The organism is Terriglobales bacterium (assembly GCA_035651995.1).
Taxonomy (GTDB): domain Bacteria; phylum Acidobacteriota; class Terriglobia; order Terriglobales; family Acidobacteriaceae; genus DASRER01.
The window spans coordinates 88,973-110,055 of the sequence record DASRER010000020.1 but is presented as its reverse complement, the minus strand read 5'-3'; the positions used below and the strand labels follow the sequence as shown (position 1 = coordinate 110,055).

Sequence of the window (21,083 nt, the reverse complement as noted above, 5' to 3'; positions counted from 1 at the left end):
GCGCCCTCCGCGAATTTTTCGCGCCCGGCAGCCGGACCTTACGCTCCGCCGCTCTCGATGACGCGCTTCACCAGCGGGCGCGCCCCCGCGGGCGGCTCCGGCTCAATCTTGTAAGCCGACGCGATCAGTTGTGTGGCTTCCCGCAACCGGGCGTCGGCATTGTAGTGCACCGTGACCAGAGCTTCACCCTGAAATACGCGGTCCCCGATTTTGTTGTGGACTACAAGGCCCACCGCCGGATCAACCCGGTCTTCCTTCTTCTCGCGCCCGCCGCCCAGCACCACGGTGGCGGTGCCCAGCTTCTCGTTCATGATCGCCGTGACATAGCCGGCGGCCGGACTGGTGACGTCCACCTTGCTTTTTGCGGCAGGCAGCCGTTTGACGTCGTCCACCACGCCCTCGTCGCCGCCCTGCACGCGGACCATCTCGCGAAATTTCTTCATCGCGGCGCCGTTCGCGATCAAATCCTCGCTCAGCTTGCGCCCGTCCGCCACCGTCTTCGATTTCCCGCTCAGATAGAACATCCACGCCGCCAGCTCCAGGCAAAGATCGCGCAGGTCCTGAGGGCCTTCTCCTTTGAGCACGTCAATGCACTCGATGACCTCGAGCGAATTTCCCACCAGGTTGCCCAGCGGCTGGTCCATGTCGGTGATCAGCGCCACCATCTTCTTGCCCATGCGCAGTCCGGTTTCCACCATGAGCTGGGCCAGATAGACGGCGTCGTCTTCTTTTTTCATGAACGCGCCCGAGCCGGTCTTCACATCGAGCACCAGCGCGTCCAGCCCCTCGGCCATCTTCTTGCTCATGATCGAAGCGCAGATCAGGTACGGGCTCTCCACCGTGCCCGTCACATCGCGCAGCGCGTAAATCTTCTTGTCCGCCGGCGCGATCTCCGCCGTTTGCCCGATCATGGCGCAGCCGGTGGTTTCAAGAATGCGGCGGAATTCGGTGAGCGTCAGGTTGACGTTGAATCCCGGAATGGACTCCAGCTTGTCGAGCGTGCCGCCGGTGTGGCCGAGGCCGCGGCCGCTGATCATCGGCACGAACACGCCTCCGGCGGCCACCAGCGGCGCCAGCACCAGCGACGTCTTGTCGCCCACGCCGCCGGTCGAGTGCTTGTCGACCTTGGGCGCGGGCAGCGACGAGAAATCCAGCACCTCGCCCGAGTGCAGCATGGTCTCGGTCAATGCCGCCAGCTCGCCGCCACTCATACCGCGCAGCAGCGTCGCCATCAGCCACGCCGACATCTGGTAATCGGCCACGTCGCCGCGCGTGTATCCGCCCACGATGGCTTCGATCTCGCCGCGCTCCAGCTCGGCGCCGTCGCGCTTTTTTCGGATGAGGTCAACGATTCTCATAGCGTTCAGCACTCCGCACTCAGCATTCAGCCCGCGGGCACTCGGCCATTCAGCCATGTTCGGGACCGCTCAGGGGCTGAATGCCGATTGCTGAGTGCTGAGTGCTAGAGCAAACTGAATCCCGCGGGCAGCAATTCGCTCGCCTGCTTTGTTACGTATCCCCTCGTCCCCTGGAAGATGACGGTCGCCTCCGGCCCGAACTCGAAGATCACCTGCCGGCAGGCGCCGCACGGCGAACATGCCACCCGGTTCGCGTTGCTCACCGCCACAGCGCGCACTTTCAGGTCTTCGCCCTCGGCGGCAACCGCGCTGAAGATGGCGGTGCGCTCGGCGCAATTGGTCAGGCCGTAGGAGGCGTTTTCCACGTTGCAGCCGGCATAAACCTTGCCGCTGGTGGTGAGCACGGCGGCGCCCACGCGAAACTTGGAGTAAGGCGCGTAAGCCCGCTGCATGGCCGCTTCGGCGGCCGCAATCAGGCGCTGCTGCTCTTCCTGGGAGAGAGACTGGTGTGCCATGGCTGGGTGATCTGAAATAAAGGGCATTAAAGGCGAGGCGTTCCGCTGACGTCAAGCGAATCTGGCGAGATGGTCACCTGGTCGTCGGACGATCCGGTGCGACCGCCGGATCGCCAGACGGCCCGATCGCCAGGTCCTACGATGCCATCTTCTCCGGCCGCCGAGCCCGCTCCAGCAGCTCGCGGACTTCGTCGTCGCTGGTCTGGTTGAAGTCCTGGTACCACTGCCCGACGGCATAAAACGGCTCAGGAGTGTAGAGGCAGACAAGGTCGCGGAACTCGCGCTGGAGTTCCTCGCACGTCTGTGTCGCCGCCACGGGCACGGCGATGATGAGCCGCGCCGGATGCTGCTGCAGCAGGGCGCGTGCCGCCGCCCGCATGGTCGACCCCGTCGCCAGCCCGTCGTCCACCAGCACCACGGTCTTGCCGGCGACCTCCAGATGGGGACGGTTGCCGCGAAACAGCGCGTCGCGGCGCTCCAGCTCGCGCAGTTCATCGCGCGTGACTGCCTCGATCACTGCTTCGGGAATGTCGAACTGTCGCAGCACGTCCTGGTTCAGTACGCGCGAACCATTCGATGCGACCGCTCCCATCGCCAGCTCCGGCTGGCCGGGCATTCCCAGCTTGCGCACCAGGAAGACGTCGAGCGGCTCGCCCAGCGCCTCGGCCACGGCGTAAGCAACCGGCACGCCGCCGCGCGGCAGCGCCAGCACCAGCACATCCGGCCGGCCGGTCAGCGGCTTCAGCGCTTCCGCCAGCTGACGTCCGGCGTCGGTGCGGTCGCGGAAAATCATCCGGAAATCATACTGCAGTGAATGGTGGATAGCGGAAAGTGAACAGTTGAGGCCCGCGGAAGATCAACCTATGCGGGAGGAGGTAAAGGCCGGCGATCGCGGGGCGCCAACTCACCACTATGCACGTTCCACTCTCCGCTAGATACACGCTCGGGCCAGTTGCAGCCCTGTCCATGGCACGTCGGGCCGGTTGCGCTGGCGTTGCACGGCGTGGCGATAGATCGGATCGTAGGTTTCGGCGACCGCCGCGGGCGAGCGCGTGGCGAGCGCATGCCGGCAACCGGCGGCTCCGAGGCTGCGCAGAAAATCCTGGTTGCGCGCCAGGAACGCGGCGCGGCACGCCAGGTCGCGCAGGTCGCCCGGGCGGAACCAGACGCAGCCCCGCCCCTGCCGGCTCAGGTCGCGATGCGCGGGCGTATCGGCCGCCAGCAGCGCCCGCGCGTGCAGCATCGCCTCCAGTCCAAGCGCGAAAGACCCGGCCCATGCATCCTGGAGCAGCACTACGTCCGCAGCCTGCAACCGCCCCGAGCGCATGGGCGCCGCCACCAGCGTCACCGGCAGCCCTACGCCCAACTCCACCAGCTCTCCGCGGACCTGTGCTTCGCTGGCGGCGTCGTCCAGTTCCAGGCTGAGCCGCACGCCTTCGACTTCGGCAGCCACCGCCGCCATCGCCCGCAGCAGCGACAGCAACTCCGGCGTCAGCCGGCCGCCGGCCAGCAGCGGTACCCCCGCGCAATAGAAGCAAACACCATCGCCGCCATCGCTCGGGTTCGAGCCCGCGGCCGTGATCTGGAGTTGCTGCGCGCTGAGCGGCTGCGGCGCCACGAAAAGATGCTCCGGCTGTGCTCCTCGCGCCAGGGCGCGCTCGCGCGCCGCCAGTCCGCGCACCACCGTCGCCCCGGCGCGGCTGATCACGAACTGCTCGGCCACCTGGAACGAGCGTGAGACCCATGCGCCCGGCGCCTCTGCGCCGTTGTCCACGTCTTCTACGAAGCTGGAAATGTCGTAGACCACGACCGGCACTCGCCGTACCGCCGCCATGCCGGCGGAAAAAGAGTGCGCGTGCAGCACCTCGCTCACTCCCATCGGATCGGCTTCGTCCAGCAGAGCGCGCCAGCGCCGCACGTCGTGCCACGCCGTCATCAGCCCCGGCGACGCATGCGCGCTCTCGCCGGCGCGCCATCCGGCCACCACCTGGGGAAACATGCCGGCGGCGCTCTCGCCGTCTACCAGCGCGGCAACGTCGGCCAGCCGGCCGCAGGCGTGCAACACCCGCCAGGGCCGCACATGGCTTGCAGGCGTGCGCGCCGGGTCGGCGTGCGGCATCGCGCGATGGCCGTGCTTCACCTTCACGAGGCTTCCCGGCGCTGGCGCGCTACGTCGCTGTAGAGCTTGGAGCGGTTCCGGCCCTCGGCCTTGGCGGCGTACAGCGCGGTATCGGCCCGCTGGATCAGCTCGCTCTTGAACTGCGCGTCGGAATCGAACACGGCGATGCCCACGCTGATGGTGAGCCGCTCCACCGCCTTGGGCGCGCCGGCGAAGAAGCGGGCCTGCTCCACCGACCGGCGCAGGCGGTCGGCCACCAGCAGCGCGCCCTGTCCGCCGGTCTCCGGCAGCACGATGACGAACTCCTCGCCGCCGTAGCGCGCCACCGTGTCCACCTCGCGCATGTCCTTCACCAGCAGCGCCGCCACGTCGCGCAAGACCTGGTCGCCGATGTGGTGCCCGTAGTTGTCGTTCAGCGGCTTGAAGTGATCAATGTCGATCATCAGCAGCGCCAGCTGCTGCTTCTTGCGCTCCGAGCGCTTGATCTCCATCTCCAGCTGCTGTTCGAAGTAGCCGCGCGTCTTCAGCCCGGTGAGGAAGTCGGTGAAGGCGTAGCGGATCAGGCCTTCGTTGGCGTACTGCCGCGTCAGCAGGCTCTCCGACACCAGCGCGAGTACCCACAGCAGTTGCGCGTCGGCCTGGCAGAAGGCGTTCCAACGCCGCGAGAAGAGCTGCACCGTGCCGACCACCCGGTTTTGCACGAACAGCGGCAGCACCAGCGCCGACGCCGAGCGCAGCAGGTCAAGGCACGCATCGGCCTGCGGATTCTGCCCGCGGTTGATCAGCAGCGGACGCGCATAGCGCGCCGCCCAGTAATTCAGCAGGTTGCCCCGGCAGAAGCTTTCCGGGACCAGCCGCTCCAGTCCGCGCGACACCCGCGCCTGCACCTGCTCTTCATTTTCGTTCCAGAAATAAACGAGGGCGCCATCGTGCGGCACGATCTCGGAGGCAAAGTCGCAGAGCAGGTTCAGCGTGGCTTCCAGTTGCATTTCCAGGCCGGCCAGCATGCTCAGCCGCAACACCACGTTCACATGGCGCCAGCGCTGCCGCGTCAGCTCCTCGGGCAGCTCCGAACACACCTCCACCACGAACTGCTCCGGTGGGTATGCTTCGAAGCTGGGCTGCGGTACCGACATGGACACCAACGGCCCGGCAGTCCTCGGCAAGGCCGTGTTTCCCCTTGCTCAAAGCAAGACGAATTCCACCAGGCGCAGAGCACATCAGGGTTCCGCGAATTCTGCTACCGTGCCTGCGTTTTGAAGGAAAGAACCGCCTCGTCGCTGAATTCCGGAGAGCACCAGGGCCGGAATCTACGTTTTTGCAGAGCACGAATTGCCTCAACTGGGTAGCCAGGGTCCGCAACGCGGCATCCCCATGCCCTATCCAACGCCCGGCCTGTGACCAAGGGGGGCGCGGAGGCATTTACCTTTCCGTAATCGGTATCGCTGCCCACGCCAGAATGCGCCAACCCAAGCGACAGGGGCGCGTCCGCGCCCGCTGCCGCACCCTGTCAAAACCCGTAACCAGCACAAGCGCTTGGGCTGCGCCGAGATTTCCACAGGAGGCTCGATCGGCGTTCGAGACCGTGCCTGAGCTAACGAGTCAGTAATCCCGGTTTTCCGGTCGCGGGTCCGAACATTTCCACAGCGCGCATTGCTGTGTGCCGCGGCCTGGCGCGCTTTCCGGGCGGCGCCTGGCTCGATTGCACAGGAACAGTTGCGCTGCCGTGGAGGTAAGAGGTAGGATGTTTCTGAGCGAGCGCTGTGCCGCGTTCGCCCTCATCGCTGTACCGGGCGAAGTTGCCGGTGTGACGCAACCAAGCCCAGCCCTAGAGTCCGACTGTCAAAGACGGTTTTGTGCCACTTCCTGGCGCGGCTTTGCCGAGCGCCGGTGCTTGCGAAAGAGGCGGGACATGGCTTGGTACGCATATTGCATTACGGAGCAGGGAGCCTTTCAGGGCGGGCGGACGCGCCGCCCTTTTCTTATTGAAAAAATGCGCGGCATCGGCGATGCGCCGGTCTTCGGCTATCCCACCGCCGAATTTTCCGTGATCGTGAGCGAGCACAACGGCACGCCGCTCGACCAGAAGGCCATCCTCGACCACGCCCGCGTGGTCAGCGAGTGCTTCCGCAACTCCACCGTGCTTCCCTTCCGCTTCGGCACGATCTTCGATTCCGATGAAGCCCTGCGCAAGGCGGTCCGCGCCAACCGCAAGGCGTTCACCGAAACCGTGGCGCGCCTGCGCGGCAAGGCCGAGATGCACCTCAAGCTCCTGGTGCGCGACGGCGTGCTCGAGCGCCGCGTGTTCGACAGCGCGATCCCGGCCACCAGCAGCGTCGCCTACCTGAACAAGCTGCGCGAAAAAGCGGTGCGGGATCGCGAGCACCAGAGCAAGGCGCGCACGCTCTCCGTCCAGGTGCACAAGCTGTTTAATCCGCTGGAAGAAGAAGTCAGCTGCAAGCGCGTGGATTCCGGCGGCATGCTCATCGACATCGCCCACCTCATCGACCACCAGAGCATCGAGAAGTACCAGAATCGCTACAACAGCGCCATGCGCCAGCTCAAGGGCTGCGAACTCATGCTCTCCGGTCCCTGGCCGCCGTATCACTTCATGCCCGGCAAACTGCGGATCATCAGCTAGGCCGCCGGCTTTTACCCCGGTTCAAACGGACCGGGCGCGCCCCGCCGCGCGCCTTCCTTTTTTCCCGCTCCGGTGGCGCAACAAGGCGCACACTGATCGCATCTCGCCTTAGACGTTTTTCCTCGAACCTGCATCCAACCCAAGCAGCACCTCCTTATGGCGACCCCAGTCAGCAGCGCCCCGGCCCGCATCACTGCCGCCGAAGCCCCCAAGGCGAAAATTCTAGTCGTCGATGACGAACACAGCGTGCTCATCACCGTCGCCGCCATCCTGCAGCAGGAGGGTTACAGCGTGGACGCGTTCAGCGACGGCGCCGAAGCCTTGCAGGCGCTGCGCGACCACACCTACGACCTGGTCCTCACCGATTTGAAGATGCCCGGTGTTGACGGCCTGCAGATCCTTGCCGAGGTCCGCAACTGCTCGCCCTCCACCGTGACCATCATGATGACCGGCTACGCCTCCATGGACTCGGCCATCGAAGCGGTGCAGCTCGGCGCCTTCGAATACCTGCTCAAGCCGACCGAGGTGCCGCAGCTCAAGCTTTCGGTGAAGCGCTCGCTCGAGCGCAAGCGGCTTTCGGAAATCGACAGTCTCTATCGCGTGGGCAATGCGCTGGCCACCGCCACCGACGCGCAGCAGATCGTCGCCGAAGTGAGCGAGACCGCCCGCCGCGTGCTCCACGTCGAGCACGCCGGCATCGTCACACTTGCGAACATCGCGAGCACGGAGGCCGCCGGACCCGCGTCCATCGCGGCGCTGGCTGAGGCGCTCAGCGGCCCCATCGTGCGCGAGCGCCTGCAGCTCGATCCGATTCTGACCGCGGCCAGCGCGCCGCCGCCGCTCACCGCCTGGGCGGCGCAGCACGACATCGCTTCGTTCGCCCTCGTTCCCGGCTTCTCCATGGGGCGCTTGGCCTGCGTGCTCTGGGCGCACGACGGCGAGCGCACCTACGAATTTCACGCCTCTTCGCGCCGCTTCCTGCGCGGGCTTGCCGGACAGGCCGCGCTCGCGCTGGAAAATGCCGCGCTCATCGCCGAACTCAAGCGCAACAACGACGACCTCGCCGAGGCCAACCAGAAGCTGCGTGAACTCGATCGCCTGAAGTCGCAGTTCCTCAGCGTCGCCACCCACGAGCTGCGCACACCGCTGAGCATCATTCTCGGCTACAACAGCATGCTCGCCGAATCGCTCCAGGACCGCCTCAGCGGCGAGGAGCAGGAAACCCTGCGCGCTTCCTCCTCCGCCTGCAAGCGCCTCATCCGCCTGGTGAACTCCATGCTCGACATCACCCAGATCGAGTCCGGCAAAATGCAGATGAGCTTCGTGCCCACCGACCTGCGGCACGTGGTCAACGCGGCGGTGGCCCTGTTCCAGCACGACGCGCGCGAGCGCAAGCTCAAGCTCCGCGTCGAGCTGCCCTCGCGACTGCCGCGCATGGAGGCCGACCCGGAGCGCCTCCAGCAGGTGCTGACCAACCTGATCGGCAACGCCATGAAGTTCACGCCCGCCGGCGGATCAGTAACCGTCAGCCTGCGCCACCGCGCCTCTTCCGGCGAAATCGAGATCGCCGTCGCGGACACCGGCGTGGGCATCGCGCCGGAAGACCAGGCGCTCATCTTCGACGAGTTCGCGCAGATCCGCCGCCAGGCCGAGTGCCGCCAGCGCGAAGGCTCCGGCCTCGGACTGGCCATCGCCAAGCGCATCCTTGAGGCGCATGGCGGCAGCATCACCGTCTCCAGCGAGCCGGGCCGCGGCAGCACTTTCCGCTTCACCTTGCCGCTCCAGCAGGCCGCCGCCGCCATCAACGCAATCTCAGCTTGATACACTTCACCAAGGCTTGCGGAACCTGTGTTCCACAAGTTGGAATTCGGATACAATGCGTGCCACCACAAAGCCCAGCTAAGCGGGGGGAAACCAGCCCCGGTGGCTGAGGTTCAAGGCTGGTCGGGCCGTGTAACGGATTGAAACAAAGCAGGTTTGCGGCGGAACTGGCCTGTGGATGCGCTGCGGCATCCCGAGAAGGACATTCGGATTCTAAACATTCGCACGCCGATGCTGCTTTGCTAGACCACTGCTGTTTTCGAGCCCAGGAGGGATTCCAGGATGCTGTCGAACCCCAAGACGCGGGTGCTCATCGTTGACGACGACGGTTCGATGGCCAAATACCTGGACGCATACCTGGTGCGCCACAACTTCGAGGTTTCCAGCGCCACCAGCGGCGAAGAAGCGCTTCGCATGTTCCGCGTCTACGATCCCGCGCTGGTCCTGCTCGATGTCGCCATGCCCGGGCTCAGCGGCATCGAGACCCTGGAGCGCATCAAGCAGATCAAGCCGGAAGTTGCCGTCATCATGCTTTCCGGGCAGAACGATCCCGAACTCATCTTCAAGGCGAGCAAGCTCGGCGCCGACGACTACATCTCCAAGCCCTTCGAGCCCAAAGAACTCGAAGTGCGCATCGCCAAGGTGCTCGACCGCCAGCGCCTGGTCAGCGAAGTGAACCAGTTGCGCGAGCAGGTCCGCCGCCAGAGCGACTTCACCCTCCTGTTCGGGACCAGCCCGAAGATGGAAGAGGTGAAGATGACGATCGAGCAGGTGGCCGACACCACCGCCACCGTCCTCATCCGCGGCGAAAGCGGCACGGGCAAGGAAGTTGTGGCGCGCATGATCTACGCCCAGTCCACCCGTCGCGAAAAGCCGTTCGTGAAGGTGAACTGCGCCGCCATCCCGCACGAACTGCTGGAGAGCGAGCTGTTCGGATACGAGCCCGGCGCCTTCACCGGCGCCAGCCGGCAAAAGCTGGGCAAATTCGACCAGGCCCACGCCGGCACCATCTTTCTCGACGAAATCAGCGAGATGCACCCGGCGCTCCAGGCCAAGCTCCTGCACGTCCTGCAGGACGGCGAATTCGCACGCCTGGGCGGAAAGCGCGACATCTCGGTGGATGTTCGCGTCCTGGCCGCCACCAACAAGCCGCTGGAGCGCGCCGTGGAAGACGGACTGTTCCGCGAAGACCTGTTCTATCGCCTGAACGTGGTGAGCATTCACATCCCGCCGCTGCGCGAGCGCCGCGAAGAGATTCCCATCCTGCTCGATTTCTTCCAGCGCAAGTACAGCGAGTACTATGGCAAGCAGCCGCCTCCCTTCGGCGACTACGCCGTCGGCCGCATGATGGAGTACGCCTGGCCGGGCAACATCCGCGAGCTGGAAAACCTGGTGAAGCGCTACGTGATCGTGGGCAACGAGGCGCAGATCATCCGCGAGCTCTCCACCCACAAGCCCATCCTGTCGTCCATCAGCACGCCGTCGCGCGCGCCGGCAGCGGGGCCCGCTGGCGAGCAGGCGCCCGCCAGTGTGGGCAACGGCAACGGCGAGATGCCGTCGCTGCTCGAGATCGGCAAGCGCGCCGCCATGCAGGCCGAGCGCGAAGCCATTGAGCGCGTCCTGGCCCAGACGCGCTGGAACCGCCGCCAGGCCGCCAAGATCCTGAAAATCAGCTACAAAGCATTGCTGAACAAGCTCAAGATCATCGAAGAGCAGGACCAGGTGCAAACTAAGCAGCGTTCTGCCTAGCAGTGGTATCCCGATTCCACTCTGGCTGGTCTCCCTCTGCTGCCCGGGCGGTTCCCGGATGTGGAAATCTCCTTTCACCATCGGTTAACAGCTTGAGGGCAAAAGCGGTTCGTCGTTGGCTGAAATCGGCGCATCGCCCTGGGGATTTTTGGTTGGGCGAGTGCAATTCAGCACGTCACCAAAAGAGGCCACAAGTGACTCCGTTTCTCTTCCCTCGATTTCGACGTATCCATTCTGAGCGTTCCCTCATGGGGAACGACGCCTTGCATCGCCTTCCCTGAATTCCCTCCCTCCCTTGCCTCTTTCGACGGCCCCGGTGAAAACCGGGGCCGTTTTTTTTCGTGACGGCAGCATTCAGCGCACGGCCTTAGCATTCAGCCCCGTGCGGCTTCAGCCAGGACGCACTTGGCTTGCCGGGACCGTCCAAGGGCTGCATGCCGAGAGCTGACTGCTGAGTGCTGAATGCTGAGTGCTGAGTGCTTTTCCTCCCCATCGCGCATCCAAGCTTGGTGCGCTTTCAGCGCCTGCACCGGGAGTGCGGCACTGGTTCGTCGCCTGTTGACGCTCTTTCGAAAGCGTGCTTATGATTTAGAGTTTGCTGGCCCTGTCTGGGCTTCTCCGATGACAGACAGATAGGCGAAGTCCATGGACAAGAAGAAGGTCGAGTACTTCAAGAAGAAGCTGGAAACGCGGCAGCACGATCTGCGCAAGACCGTGGCCCGCACCGAGCAGGATGGCCGCGCCACCGATCTGGAGTCGGCGCAGGACATCGCCGACCGCGCCGCCAGCTCCTATAACAAGGAGTTCCTCTTCCACCAGAGCAACAACGAGCGCCAGCTCCTGCAAATGGTGGAGGGCGCGCTCGACCGCATCCGCGAAGGCGTTTTCGGCCAGTGCATCTCCTGCGGCGACGAGATCAACCCCAAGCGCCTTGAAGCCGTTCCCTGGACCCGCTACTGCATCGGCTGCCAGGAAAAAATGGAAAAAGGCCAGCTCGAGCGCGCCAGCGGCTGACGCTCATTCGGTGATTTTGCGGCTTGGTCATCTGATGGCTGTGGCGCTCGTACGCCCTTTCAACGCGCGGTCCTCCACGATGTAGCGACGGGCGCCCTCGCCCGTCGGCGCGGGACAATCTCGGAGGGGCGCGGCTTCACCCGCGCCGTATGGGCCCGATCCAACTTCGGCTTTAGCCGCTGAGGTATTCGTTCGAACGCGTGACGCGCCCGCTTCCACATGCGCCATCTCGCGTCACTTCAGCCGGCATCAGCTGCTCTCGTCTAAAATCTCGCCCCGCATGCGCCGGCCACTCATCCTCAGCGCGTTCATTGTTCTTGCTGTGCATGCGCTCGCCGCGCCCGCCTACCGCCTCGTCGGCGTTCACGTGAAGGGCTCGAAGCACTACCCGGAAGCCGACATTATCCGCGCCAGCGGCCTCAAGCTGGGCGCCGCGACCACCGAGCCCATGCTGGAGGAGGTGGCCAACCGCATGGCCGAGAGCGGCGCCTTCGCGCAGGTCACCTTTCAGTACCGCACCGGGCCGGGCGGCATGACGGTGGACTTCGAGGTGCAAGACAGTCCCGAGTTCCTGCCCTGCCGCTTCGACAACTTCGTGTGGCTTCCCGCGGCCGACCTGCTCGCCGAGCTGCGCACACGCGTGCCGTTCTTCGACGGCGCCGTCTCCACCGCCGGCAAGATGACCGCCCGCGTCTCTGACGCGCTCAGGCAGTTGCTCGCCGAGCGCAAGATCGAAGCCTCGGTGGACTACCTGCTGCACCAGCGCAAACTCGGCGCGCCCATCGATGCGGTCGTCTTCGTCGTGCAGGGCGCCAGCATCCCGGTGCGCGACATCGCCGTCACCGGCGCTTCTCCCTTCGCCGAACCGCTGCTGCAGGACGCGATCAAGCCCCTGGTCGGCGGCAACTATCACGCCTCGGTCGTCGAGAGCTTCGTCGCCAACAATCTGGTTCCCATTTACCTGCGCCGCGGATATCTCCGCGCCACGTTCGGCGAGCCGCAAGCTCGCTTCGCCGACGGCGCGGTGAGCGTGACCGTTCCCGTCGTGGAAGGCCTGGAATACAAAGCCGGCGACGTGCGCTGGTCGGGCAACGCCGCGCTGTCCGCTGCAGAACTCAGCGGCAAGCTGCACCTTGCGCGCGGACAAACCGCCGACGCCGTGCAGCTCTCCGCCGACTTGGAGAAGCTGACCGAACTCTACGGCAGCCGCGGCTACCTGCGCGCCGCCATCGAGCCGGTGCCCAGCTACGACGACGCCACACGCACCGTCGCCTACGACTTCCGCGTCAGCGAAGGCGAGCAGTACCACATGGGACGCATCGAGGTTTCGGGCATCGATGGCGACGCCGCCGGACGCGTCCTCGCCGCCTGGCGCATGCGCGAAGGCGATCCCTACGATGCCACTTACTCGCTCCGCTTCCTGCGCGAAAACTCTACCAAGATTCCCGTCAGCCTCTCCCGCATGCGCCTGAAAACCAGCACCCAGATCAATCCCGACCGGAGCGTCAACGTGCTGCTCATCTTCGCGCCGTGACAAACCTTCAGCCCGGGTCGCAGAAGACGCAGAGTTCAGGATGTCATCCCGCGCGGAGCGAGGGACCTGAAACCCTCTGCGTCCTCTGCGTCTCGGCGGTGAAGGCCTTTGCGTCTCCGTTTGACGCTGTCGAATGCCCGTTGCTAAACTGGTTACTTGTTGTTACCAGCCATTTCCTAGCCGAAGAGCCCACGTGCGAGCTGAAGCCAGACATCAACTTAAGCAGGACAGATTTGCCCATGCCGTGGCCGGCACTGCCGCCGGCACGCTCACCTGGGCCAGCGAACACCGCAATCGCGCGGTGTGGATCATCTCCGTCTTGGCCGGCGCGCTCATCATCGCCGCCGGGCTCATGTTCTGGCACAACCAGCGCTCGGAAGCCGCCGCCGGCGAGCTCAGCCACGCCCTTCGCACCTACTCGGCGCCGCTGCGCACGCCCGACCAGCCCGTCGTTGACCCGTCGCAGCCCGGCTATTTGAGCGCCGCCGAGCGCTCCGCCGCCGCGCAGAAGGAATTCGAGGCCATCGCCGGCAAGTACCACATGACCGACGCCGGTCGCATGGCCCGCTACTTCGTCGGGGTCACGCTCAAGGACCAGGGCAAGAACGCGGAAGCGGAGAAGCAGCTTCGCGAGGTCGCCAACTCGGGCAACCGCGACATTGCCGCCCTGGCGCACTACGCGCTGGCCTCGCTCTACGCCGGCATGCAGCGCGACGGCGACGCCATCAGGGAATACAAAGAGCTCATCGACCATCCCGCCTCGACCGTCGCCAAGAGCACGGCCCAGCTGGAACTCGGCGCCATCTACGAGCAGAAGCGCCAGACGCAGGACGCGGTGAAGATCTACCAGGACATCAAGAAGGACGAGCCCAAAGGCCCGGCCGCCGAGGTCGCCAACCAGCGCCTCGCCGCCCTCGGCCAGCCGCAGCCGCCCACACCCATCGGCGCGCGATAAGCACAGCTCCCGCGGTGTGTGGTCGAGATTTGTCACTTCGCCCGCGGAATCCCGATTGTGTAGCGACGGGCGCACTCGCCCGTCGGCATGGCATTCAGGCGCTGCAAGGCCAGTGAAAGAGGGACCGTAAAGAGGAGGCGGCACGAAGATCTGTCAAGCCCCCCAAACTCGAAATTCCACGCAACTCATTCCAAACACGCGCAAGAAAGATTCCGCCAGCCTTCCCATTCTCCCCACCCAAACTGCTACCCTTGAAGCAGCCCAGCCTGTTGTCTGCCCTCGATGCCGGTACTGACTGCATTGGGGCGGTTGCAACAGGCTGGGTTCGTTCTTTGACAAGTCCGCGCGGCTAACTCCTTTGGACAACGGATCTTACGTGTAAGTCCTTTAGATCAACGGACCACCGACGGATCCCCACCGCTAACCCAAACATTCCATTACCGACGAGGGGGAGGGGTATAGGTCAGCGGCCATCGAACAGGCTGCGCCAGTCCGCCTCGGCGGCCAACGGCATCCCGGCCACGGCCAGGTTTGACGCCACATGCGCCGGGGTTCCCATGCCGATGAGCGCCGTCGCCATGCCCGGGGTCGAGCGGGAAAACTGTATGGCGGCTTCGGCATCGGTCTTCGTCTTCAGTTTCCGGCGCACGAATTCGGGCAGGCCGCCGGCCAGTTTGCCCTGCATCAGCGTCGCGCTGCCGACAATCGCGATGCCCTCGCGCTTTGCGAATTCCAGGGCTGATACAGCGCCATCGCCGGCGTCGTGGCTGGCGCGGCCCCAGGCCTCGGCCAGACCGAGATTGAAGGGCAGCTGCACGAAGCGGAAGTGATGGCGGTCGCCCCCGGCCGCGCGCGCCGCCCGCAGCACGTCGGCCAGGTTGATGAAGTCGCGGGCCTCCGGCGCCACCCGGAAGGCGTTCCACGTCGCCGTGCCGTACCAGCGGATTTTTCCTTCGGCGACGGCCCCTTCCAGGAAGACGAACGCGCGCCGCAGGCGATCGAAGAACTCTTCGCGCGGCACTTCTCCCAACTGCGACTCGGGATTGTGGACGTAGAAAACGTCAATGGTCTCCAGTCCCAGGTTGTGCCGCGAGCGCTCCAACTGGTTCGCAATGTAGCTGGGCGACATGCAATGCATGCCGCCGGCGAGTTCTCCGGGATCGAGCACGCCCGTCTCGACGTACTCGCGCCGGAGGTATCCGCGTGGATCGGCAGGCATCGCGCCGTCGAAGTTGAGGAAGCCCGCTTTGGTGCAGACCACGACCTCATCGCGGCCCAGTTCGCCGGACTTGATCTGCCGTGCCAGCACCGCGCCGATGTTGCGCTCCGAGCGCTGGTGCCGGTAGTTGATGGCCGAATCAAGCAGGTTGACGCCGGCGGCGAGCGCGGCGGCGATAGCGGCTTCATACTGCGCGTCGGCCGCGTCGGTCGGCTCGCCAAGGTAGGTGCCGAGCCCGATGGAAGGCAGCCACAACTCGCCCGCGCCGGGAACATGCTGCGCGCGGCGGAAGTGGCCCGCGTCGCGCAGCCGGGGAAATCGCGCCGCGTAGCGCGCCGTGCCGTCCGAGGTGGCGAAACCGGTGAGCATCGCGCCAGTGTAAGACGGCGGTCGGCAATTGGCACTCAGCATCTGGCCCTTGGGCATTGCCGTTGGCGGCCAAGTGCCAAGCGCCAAAACGCTCAGTGCGGAGATCCCGCCGGTTCATGTCCCCATCACATTGCCCGAATCGCGAGCTTCTGATACAACCCAAAGTCACGCTGCTTCGCCTTCATTTTGGGGGAGGAAGATATGCAGACTCGTCGCGCAGTCCTGTTCATCGCGCTGCTGGCGCTGGCCGTTGGCGTCGCTTGCAGCAAGGCCCCGGAAGACCAGAGCGCGTCCTCGTCGTCAGCGGGCGCCGCGGGCGGAAGCAGCGCCAGCAAGCCGGGAGTTCTGGAACGGCTCACCAGCAGCAAGCTCACCGTTCCCGCGGGCACGGTGATCACCGTGCGCCTGAACCAGTCACTGGGATCGAAGACCAGCAACGCCGGCGACTCGTTCACCGCGAACGTCGAGCAGCCGGTGGAAGTTGACGGCAAGGTGGCGATCCCGAAAGATGCGACGGTGAACGGCGAAGTGGTCAGCGCCAAGGCCCGCGGACGCTTCAAGGGCGCGGCCTCGCTCCAGATCGCCATGAAGTCCATCGTGGTGGACGGCACGACATATCCCATCCAGGCGGGCACGATTTCCCGCGCGATGAAAGGAAAGGGCAAGCGCACGGCGACGCTGATTGGCGGCGGCGCCGGCCTGGGCGCTCTGATTGGCGGACTCGCCGGCGGCGGCAAGGGCGCGGCCATCGGCGCGGTGGCGGGCGCGGGCGCCGGAACGGCGGGCTCGGCCTTCACCGACAACAAAGACATCGTGCTGCCCGCTGAGTCGGCCCTCAGCTTCAAGCTGGGCGCGCCGGTGGAGATCAAGAAGTAGTTCTCAGTTCTCGGTCCACGGTTTCACGGCCCATGGTTCACGGGTTTCACCGTGAACTGTAGACTGAGAACTGTGAACTTTTCCCGTTTTCGCATCCTCACCTTCGACTGCTACGGCACGCTGATCGACTGGGAGAGCGGCATTCTCGGCGCGCTGCGGCCCATTCTCGCCGCGCACGGCAAGCAGCTCGACGACGCCGCAATCCTGCGGCTGTACGCCGAACTGGAGAGCGAGGCCGAGCGCGGCAACTATCGCCGCTACCGCGAAATCCTGGGCGGCGTCGTCGCAGGTTTCGGCGCGCGGCTCGGCTTTACACCGACGGAGGCGGAGCGCGCGTCGCTGGCGGAATCGATCGCGCGCTGGCAGCCGTTTCCCGATACGGTCGCGGCGCTGCGCCGGCTGCACGCGCGCTTCGCGCTGGCCGTGATCTCGAACATCGACGATGACCTGTTCGCGCATTCGGCGCGCCTGCTGGAAGTGCCGTTCAAAGACGTGATCACGGCGCAGCAGGCGGGAAGCTACAAGCCCTCGCGCAACAACTTCGAGCTGGCGCTGCGGCGGCTCGCGCTGCCGAAGGAGGAAATCCTGCACGTGGCGCGCAGCCTCTACCACGATCACGCGCCGGCGAAGGCGATGGGCTTCACCACCGTGTGGGTGAACCGCCGCAAGGGACAGCCTGACGGCGCGCCGCCTGCCAGCGCACGCTTCGACCTGGAAGTTCGCGACCTCGCCACGCTCGCCGAACTGGCCGTGCCGGAAAACGCCGGCACTGAGCGGTAGCATTCACCACCGGCTTTCTGGTTCAATCGACATGTGCGCGGCGCGTCCCGCGCTTTATGCCCAATTGCCTGAACTGCGGGCGAGAGCTTGCCGCCGGCTCGCCCATCAACATCTGCGCGGCGTGCAGTGAACCGGCCACAGCTCAGGCACACGCGGCTTCGTTTCCCGTCACCAGGGCGCTGATCGCGATCAACGTGCTGGTATTCCTGCTGATGATGGCGCGCGGCGTCTCGCTGACGCAGCCCACCGCGCAGCAGCTGCTGCGCTGGGGCGCGAACCTGGGCACGCTGACGCTGGACCGCGATTGGTGGCGGCTGTTGGCCAGCGTCTTCGTGCACATCGGCGTTGTCCACATCGCGGTGAACATGTGGTCGCTGTGGAACGCCGGCCAGCTCGCGGAACATATCTACGGGCGTGCGACGTACCTGTTCCTGTACCTGTTCACCGGCGCTGCCGGGAGCGTGGCCAGCGCCGCGTGGCATCCGTTCACGCCGAGCGCCGGCGCTTCGGGCGCGATCTTCGGCGTGGTCGGCGCGCTGCTGGTAACGTTCAAGTTCGGCAAGCTCGAGCTGCCGCACGAAGTGGTGAAGCCGGTGCTGAGCAGCCTGACCGCCTTCACGCTGTTCAACGTGATCTTCGGCGCGGTCCGTGGCGGGGTTGACAATGCCGCGCACCTTGGCGGCCTGCTCTCGGGCGCGCTGATTGGCGCGCTGATGAACCGCGCCACCGAGCGCGGCAGTCCTTCAGCGCGGCGGCGCGACATGGCGCTGCTCGGCGTGGCGCTCGTCGCGGTGTTCCTCACGGTGCGGCGGGTTGAGGCATACGTCATTCATCTCGACCGGGCGCTGCGGGCCGAGTCGCGCAACCAGCGCGCGCTGGCGATCGACGAACTGCGGGAAGTGGTGAAGGCGCGGCCCAACACCGCCGCGTACTGGGTGAAGTTGGGGCGCGCGTATGCGATGAACGCACAGCCGGAACCGGCGCTGGCCGCGCTGAAGCGCGGGACCGAGCTTGACGCCAGCTCCGTGGAGGGCTGGACCGCGCTGGGCGAAATCTACCTGGCGCAGGACAAAGTCGCGGAGGCGCTGGACGCGTATCGCCGGGTTGCCACGCTCGCACCCAACTTTGTGCCGGCGCAAATCAATCTCGGCGTTGCGCTGGCCCGCACGGGCGATACCGACGGAGCGATCGAAGCTTACAAGCGCGCGCAGGCGCTGGATCGGAGTTACCCGCTTACGTACAGCTTTCTTGGCGCCGCGTATCTGGGTGCGCGCAAATATGACGACGCGCTGCGCACCTACCAGGAATGGGCGCAGCTCCAGCCGGAGAATCCGGACGCGCACTTCGGCATCGCGCAGGCCTACAAGGGAAAAGGAATGCAGTTGGAAGCGCAGCAGGCGCTGGAGCGCAGCATGGAGCTGCGCGAAAAGCTTACAGCGCCGCGAAAGCAGACTTCCACCGCGCAATGACGAACCCCACGCTGGCGCCGCAACGAACGCGGCGCGGAACGTGGAGCACGGTCGCGCTTACTGGTTCACGGGAATCTTGATGATCTTCTTCTGGATGGCGTAAGTCACCAGCTGCGCCTTGTTGTGGATGTCGAGCTTGCGCATCAGGTTGAACTTGTGCGCTTCCACGGTCTTCACGCTCAGGCCCAGCAGCACGGCGATTTCCTTCACCGAATTGCCTTCGGCGAGCAGCTTGAGGATTTCGCGCTCACGGGGAGTGAGGGTCGAAATCCGCGGACGCATGCGCGCATCGCGCACGCGCGCGCGGAAGTCTTCGACAAGTTTGCCGAGCACCTGCGAGCTGAGGTATTTGCCGCCGCGGTAGACGTCGCGCACGGCGGTGACCAACTGCGGCGCGGGCGTGTCCTTGAGCACGTAGCCGGCGGCGCCGACTTCGAGGCACTGGACGAGGTAGTCCTCGTCTTCGTACATGGTGAGGAACAGGACCTTGGTTTCGGGCCGGTTCTTGCGGATGTGGCGCGCCGCTTCGAATGACGAGAGGCCGGGCATGCCGATGTCCATGAGCACGATGTCGGGGCGCAGATCGCGCGCCTTCTCCACCGCTTCGCCCGCGTCGGGCGCTTCGCCAACCACCTCAAAGTCGCTTTCGCTTTCCAGCAGGCGACGAACGCCCTGCCGGAACAATGTGTGATCATCCACCAGAAGACATTTAATTTTTGGCATTCGCTGTACCTTGCGTCGCCCCCGCGCCCAGCGCCAATGCGGCCGCGGCAACTGCCGGGGAAGCCGCCTTCAGCGCGCGGAGCGGTTGCGCCGTGGGGAGTGTGATTTCTATTCTTGTACCTTTGCCTTTGCCTGAGGTGATGCGCAGCGCGCCTCCCATCAGGTTGACTCTTTCTTTGATACCAGCCACTCCGAAGGAGTGGCCGCGAGAGCTGCTCTTTTGTGACGCCGCGGCCATGCCGATACCGTCGTCGTCAATCAGCAGCCGGAGGCCGTTGTTCTCACGCCACATCTGCACGGTGACGGTGCGGGCCTGGGCGTGCTTGGCCACGTTGTGCAGCGCTTCCTGCACGATTCGGTAAATGGCCGCTTCCATGCCCGCGGGAAGGCGGCCGATTTCGTCGCCCACCACCACGCGCGCGCGGACGCCGGTGTTCTTGGTGAGCTCCTTGGCTTCCTTGCGGATGGCGGCGACGAGCCCGAGCTCCTCCAGCAGCAACGGCGAGAGCTTGGCGATGATGCGGCGGATGCCCTCGATGGTGCGGTCCACCACGTCGACGGTTTCACGGATCTTGCTGTGCGCCGGCTGCGGCTTGACGATGCCGTCGAGCATGCTGAGATACAGCCGGATCACCATGAGCGCCTGGCCGGTTTCGTCGTGCAGTTCGCGGCTGATGCGCTTGCGCTCCTCTTCCTGCGCGGTCAACAGGTGCGCGGAAAGGCGCGCGATCAGCGCTTCGCGCTCGCGCAGCGCGTCGGTCATGCGGGCGCGCTCCATGGCGAGCGCAATGCGGTCGCCCATGGCCTGCATGAGCTGGCGCTCGCGCGGCAGCCATTCGTAATAGGTCTTGTCGAAGCCGAGCAGGAGGACGCCGGCGAGCCGGTCGCGCGTGTCCTTGAGCGGCACCGCCCAGAGGCTGTGCGGCTTCTGCCGGAGCGCGGGCGTGGTCACGCGCTGGTCGGCGGTGGTATCGAGCACGATCTGCGCTTCGCGGCTCTGCGCGATCTGTCCGGCCAGCGGATCGGACAGCGGGACCGTGTTGCCCATCTCGGCCACGGCCGTGCCGGTCACGCCGGAAATGGTGAGCGCGGCGGCTTCCTCATCGAGCAGCAGCAGCACGCCAAACGCGGCATCGAAGGTACGCGCGGTGTAGAGCAGGGTGTCGTGCAGCAGCGTGTTCAGATCGGACGCGGAAAGTTCGGCTTCGAGGACGGCGAGCAGCGCGGCCGACTCGGCGGACTTGGAATCGAAGTAGGCGCCGGAGACGGCGACGAACGTGGCCGAGGAAAGCATGTCGAGCGCGCCGACGGCATCGGCGCGGCGCTCGCCGAAGGACTCGGTCAGCCAGGGCTCGCACAGGTTCTGGTAAATCTCCAGGCAGCGGTCGACGGCGCGGGTGTCGACGTCGAGTTTTGACAGGCGCGTGCCGAAGTAGTGCACGTTCTCGAAGAAGGAGGCGAAATCGCCCGCGCGAAAGTACGAGGCGCCGGTATCGATGGTGACGCGCTTGAGCGCCGCCACCGTGCGCGGGTCGAAACCGAACTCGCGAACCACCTGCTCGCGCCAGCTCTCGGTGATTTGTCCGAACCGCGGCTCCAGCGCGCGTGCGACCTCGCTGATGAGTTGACGCGCACTTTCTTTCAGGGGCAAAGCGGGGGACATCGGGCTCCCAGGTGTTTGATATGAGGTGTGCAGAAAATCTGCGTACGTGCCGAGCGCAGATTACTACACAGTTAACGGCGAAGTGGCTGGATTACTGGCCATTTTACGAGTTTTTCTCAGGCGAGTCCAGAACGGAGTTGATATGTTTACCTGTGTGGTACTAAGCCGAAAGGCTTAGTACTTCATTCGTTCGGGGACATGTACGCGCGATCCGGTACAAGGCGACCGCGGAGCAGCGGAAAAAATCAATGCAAGACGCAAAATGAAACATGCAAAAA

17 protein-coding genes are annotated in these 21,083 nt (G+C 65.3%); 9 read left to right on the top strand and 8 right to left on the bottom strand.

All coding sequences use genetic code 11. From position 1 onward, the window contains the following. Nucleotides 1–38 precede the first annotated feature (38 nt). From VFA60_06385 to VFA60_06365, 5 genes are all read right to left on the bottom strand, one after another. Nucleotides 39–1,358 (bottom strand): thymidine phosphorylase, encoded by a 1,320-nt coding sequence (locus VFA60_06385; protein ID HZQ91401.1) that lies wholly within the window; start codon nt 1,356–1,358, stop codon nt 39–41. A 104-nt stretch (nt 1,359–1,462) separates the two neighbouring features. Next, nucleotides 1,463–1,873: a cytidine deaminase gene (locus tag VFA60_06380; protein HZQ91400.1), complete on the bottom strand. Its 411-nt coding sequence runs from the start codon at nt 1,871–1,873 to the stop codon at nt 1,463–1,465. A gap of 136 nt (nt 1,874–2,009) precedes the next feature. After that, nucleotides 2,010–2,666: a phosphoribosyltransferase gene (locus tag VFA60_06375; protein HZQ91399.1), complete on the bottom strand. Its 657-nt coding sequence runs from the start codon at nt 2,664–2,666 to the stop codon at nt 2,010–2,012. A gap of 138 nt (nt 2,667–2,804) precedes the next feature. Further along, nucleotides 2,805–4,019: a hypothetical protein gene (locus tag VFA60_06370; protein ID HZQ91398.1), complete on the bottom strand. Its 1,215-nt coding sequence runs from the start codon at nt 4,017–4,019 to the stop codon at nt 2,805–2,807. Further along, complete coding sequence (locus tag VFA60_06365; protein ID HZQ91397.1) at nt 4,016–5,158, bottom strand: sensor domain-containing diguanylate cyclase; 1,143 nt, start codon at nt 5,156–5,158, stop codon at nt 4,016–4,018. Before VFA60_06365 ends, VFA60_06370 begins: the two co-directional genes overlap by 4 nt. 746 nt (nt 5,159–5,904) lie before the next feature. Here VFA60_06365 and VFA60_06360 point away from each other — a divergent pair. The 6 genes from VFA60_06360 (at nt 5,905) to VFA60_06335 (ending at nt 13,706) form a co-directional block, all read left to right on the top strand. Next, complete coding sequence (locus VFA60_06360) at nt 5,905–6,633, top strand: GvpL/GvpF family gas vesicle protein (protein ID HZQ91396.1); 729 nt, start codon at nt 5,905–5,907, stop codon at nt 6,631–6,633. Nucleotides 6,634–6,789: 156 nt separating this feature from the next. Further along, nucleotides 6,790–8,454, top strand: coding sequence for a hybrid sensor histidine kinase/response regulator (locus VFA60_06355; GenBank protein HZQ91395.1), 1,665 nt, complete (start codon nt 6,790–6,792; stop codon nt 8,452–8,454). Nucleotides 8,455–8,736: 282 nt separating this feature from the next. Then, nucleotides 8,737–10,203 (top strand): sigma-54 dependent transcriptional regulator, encoded by a 1,467-nt coding sequence (locus VFA60_06350; GenBank protein HZQ91394.1) that lies wholly within the window; start codon nt 8,737–8,739, stop codon nt 10,201–10,203. A 645-nt stretch (nt 10,204–10,848) separates the two neighbouring features. Next, nucleotides 10,849–11,217 (top strand): TraR/DksA family transcriptional regulator, encoded by a 369-nt coding sequence (locus VFA60_06345; GenBank protein HZQ91393.1) that lies wholly within the window; start codon nt 10,849–10,851, stop codon nt 11,215–11,217. 280 nt (nt 11,218–11,497) lie between these two features. After that, nucleotides 11,498–12,751: a POTRA domain-containing protein gene (locus VFA60_06340; GenBank protein ID HZQ91392.1), complete on the top strand. Its 1,254-nt coding sequence runs from the start codon at nt 11,498–11,500 to the stop codon at nt 12,749–12,751. Nucleotides 12,752–12,995: 244 nt separating this feature from the next. Next, nucleotides 12,996–13,706 carry a tetratricopeptide repeat protein gene (locus tag VFA60_06335; GenBank protein HZQ91391.1) on the top strand — a complete coding sequence of 237 codons (711 nt, stop codon included), beginning with the start codon at nt 12,996–12,998 and terminating at the stop codon, nt 13,704–13,706. Nucleotides 13,707–14,169: 463 nt separating this feature from the next. Here VFA60_06335 and VFA60_06330 read toward each other — a convergent pair whose 3' ends face one another. Then, nucleotides 14,170–15,294 (bottom strand): aldo/keto reductase, encoded by a 1,125-nt coding sequence (locus tag VFA60_06330; protein ID HZQ91390.1) that lies wholly within the window; start codon nt 15,292–15,294, stop codon nt 14,170–14,172. A gap of 201 nt (nt 15,295–15,495) precedes the next feature. On the opposite strand from VFA60_06330, the gene VFA60_06325 reads away from it, so the two are divergent. The 3 genes from VFA60_06325 (at nt 15,496) to VFA60_06315 (ending at nt 18,419) form a co-directional block, all read left to right on the top strand. Next, the gene (locus tag VFA60_06325) at nt 15,496–16,170 is read left to right on the top strand and encodes a hypothetical protein (protein HZQ91389.1); all 675 of its coding nucleotides are present in this window, start codon (nt 15,496–15,498) and stop codon (nt 16,168–16,170) included. 72 nt (nt 16,171–16,242) lie between these two features. Further along, nucleotides 16,243–16,950: a haloacid dehalogenase type II gene (locus VFA60_06320; GenBank protein HZQ91388.1), complete on the top strand. Its 708-nt coding sequence runs from the start codon at nt 16,243–16,245 to the stop codon at nt 16,948–16,950. Nucleotides 16,951–17,006: 56 nt separating this feature from the next. Further along, on the top strand, nt 17,007–18,419 hold the full coding sequence (locus VFA60_06315; protein HZQ91387.1) for a rhomboid family intramembrane serine protease: 1,413 nt from the start codon (nt 17,007–17,009) through the stop codon (nt 18,417–18,419). A gap of 57 nt (nt 18,420–18,476) precedes the next feature. On the opposite strand, the gene VFA60_06310 is transcribed toward VFA60_06315, so the two are convergent. Together VFA60_06310 and VFA60_06305 are read right to left on the bottom strand one after the other, a co-directional pair. Beyond that, nucleotides 18,477–19,118: a response regulator transcription factor gene (locus tag VFA60_06310; GenBank protein ID HZQ91386.1), complete on the bottom strand. Its 642-nt coding sequence runs from the start codon at nt 19,116–19,118 to the stop codon at nt 18,477–18,479. Between the two features lie 10 nt (nt 19,119–19,128). Continuing rightward, a complete protein-coding gene (locus VFA60_06305; protein ID HZQ91385.1) occupies nt 19,129–20,793 on the bottom strand; it encodes a GAF domain-containing sensor histidine kinase in 1,665 nt (554 codons plus the stop codon). Between the last annotated feature and the right edge of the window lie 290 nt (nt 20,794–21,083).

Bases quoted from the DNA above. Each gene is read 5' to 3' on its own strand.
- VFA60_06385 (HZQ91401.1), bottom strand. From the start codon at position 1,358: ATGAGAATCGTTGACCTCATCCGAAAAAAGCGCGACGGCGCCGAGCTG.
- VFA60_06380 (HZQ91400.1), bottom strand. From the start codon at position 1,873: ATGGCACACCAGTCTCTCTCCCAGGAAGAGCAGCAGCGCCTGATTGCG.
- VFA60_06375 (HZQ91399.1), bottom strand. From the start codon at position 2,666: ATGATTTTCCGCGACCGCACCGACGCCGGACGTCAGCTGGCGGAAGCG.
- VFA60_06360 (HZQ91396.1), top strand. From the start codon at position 5,905: ATGGCTTGGTACGCATATTGCATTACGGAGCAGGGAGCCTTTCAGGGC.
- VFA60_06355 (HZQ91395.1), top strand. From the start codon at position 6,790: ATGGCGACCCCAGTCAGCAGCGCCCCGGCCCGCATCACTGCCGCCGAA.
- VFA60_06350 (HZQ91394.1), top strand. From the start codon at position 8,737: ATGCTGTCGAACCCCAAGACGCGGGTGCTCATCGTTGACGACGACGGT.
- VFA60_06345 (HZQ91393.1), top strand. From the start codon at position 10,849: ATGGACAAGAAGAAGGTCGAGTACTTCAAGAAGAAGCTGGAAACGCGG.
- VFA60_06340 (HZQ91392.1), top strand. From the start codon at position 11,498: ATGCGCCGGCCACTCATCCTCAGCGCGTTCATTGTTCTTGCTGTGCAT.
- VFA60_06330 (HZQ91390.1), bottom strand. From the start codon at position 15,294: ATGCTCACCGGTTTCGCCACCTCGGACGGCACGGCGCGCTACGCGGCG.
- VFA60_06325 (HZQ91389.1), top strand. From the start codon at position 15,496: ATGCAGACTCGTCGCGCAGTCCTGTTCATCGCGCTGCTGGCGCTGGCC.
- VFA60_06315 (HZQ91387.1), top strand. From the start codon at position 17,007: ATGCCCAATTGCCTGAACTGCGGGCGAGAGCTTGCCGCCGGCTCGCCC.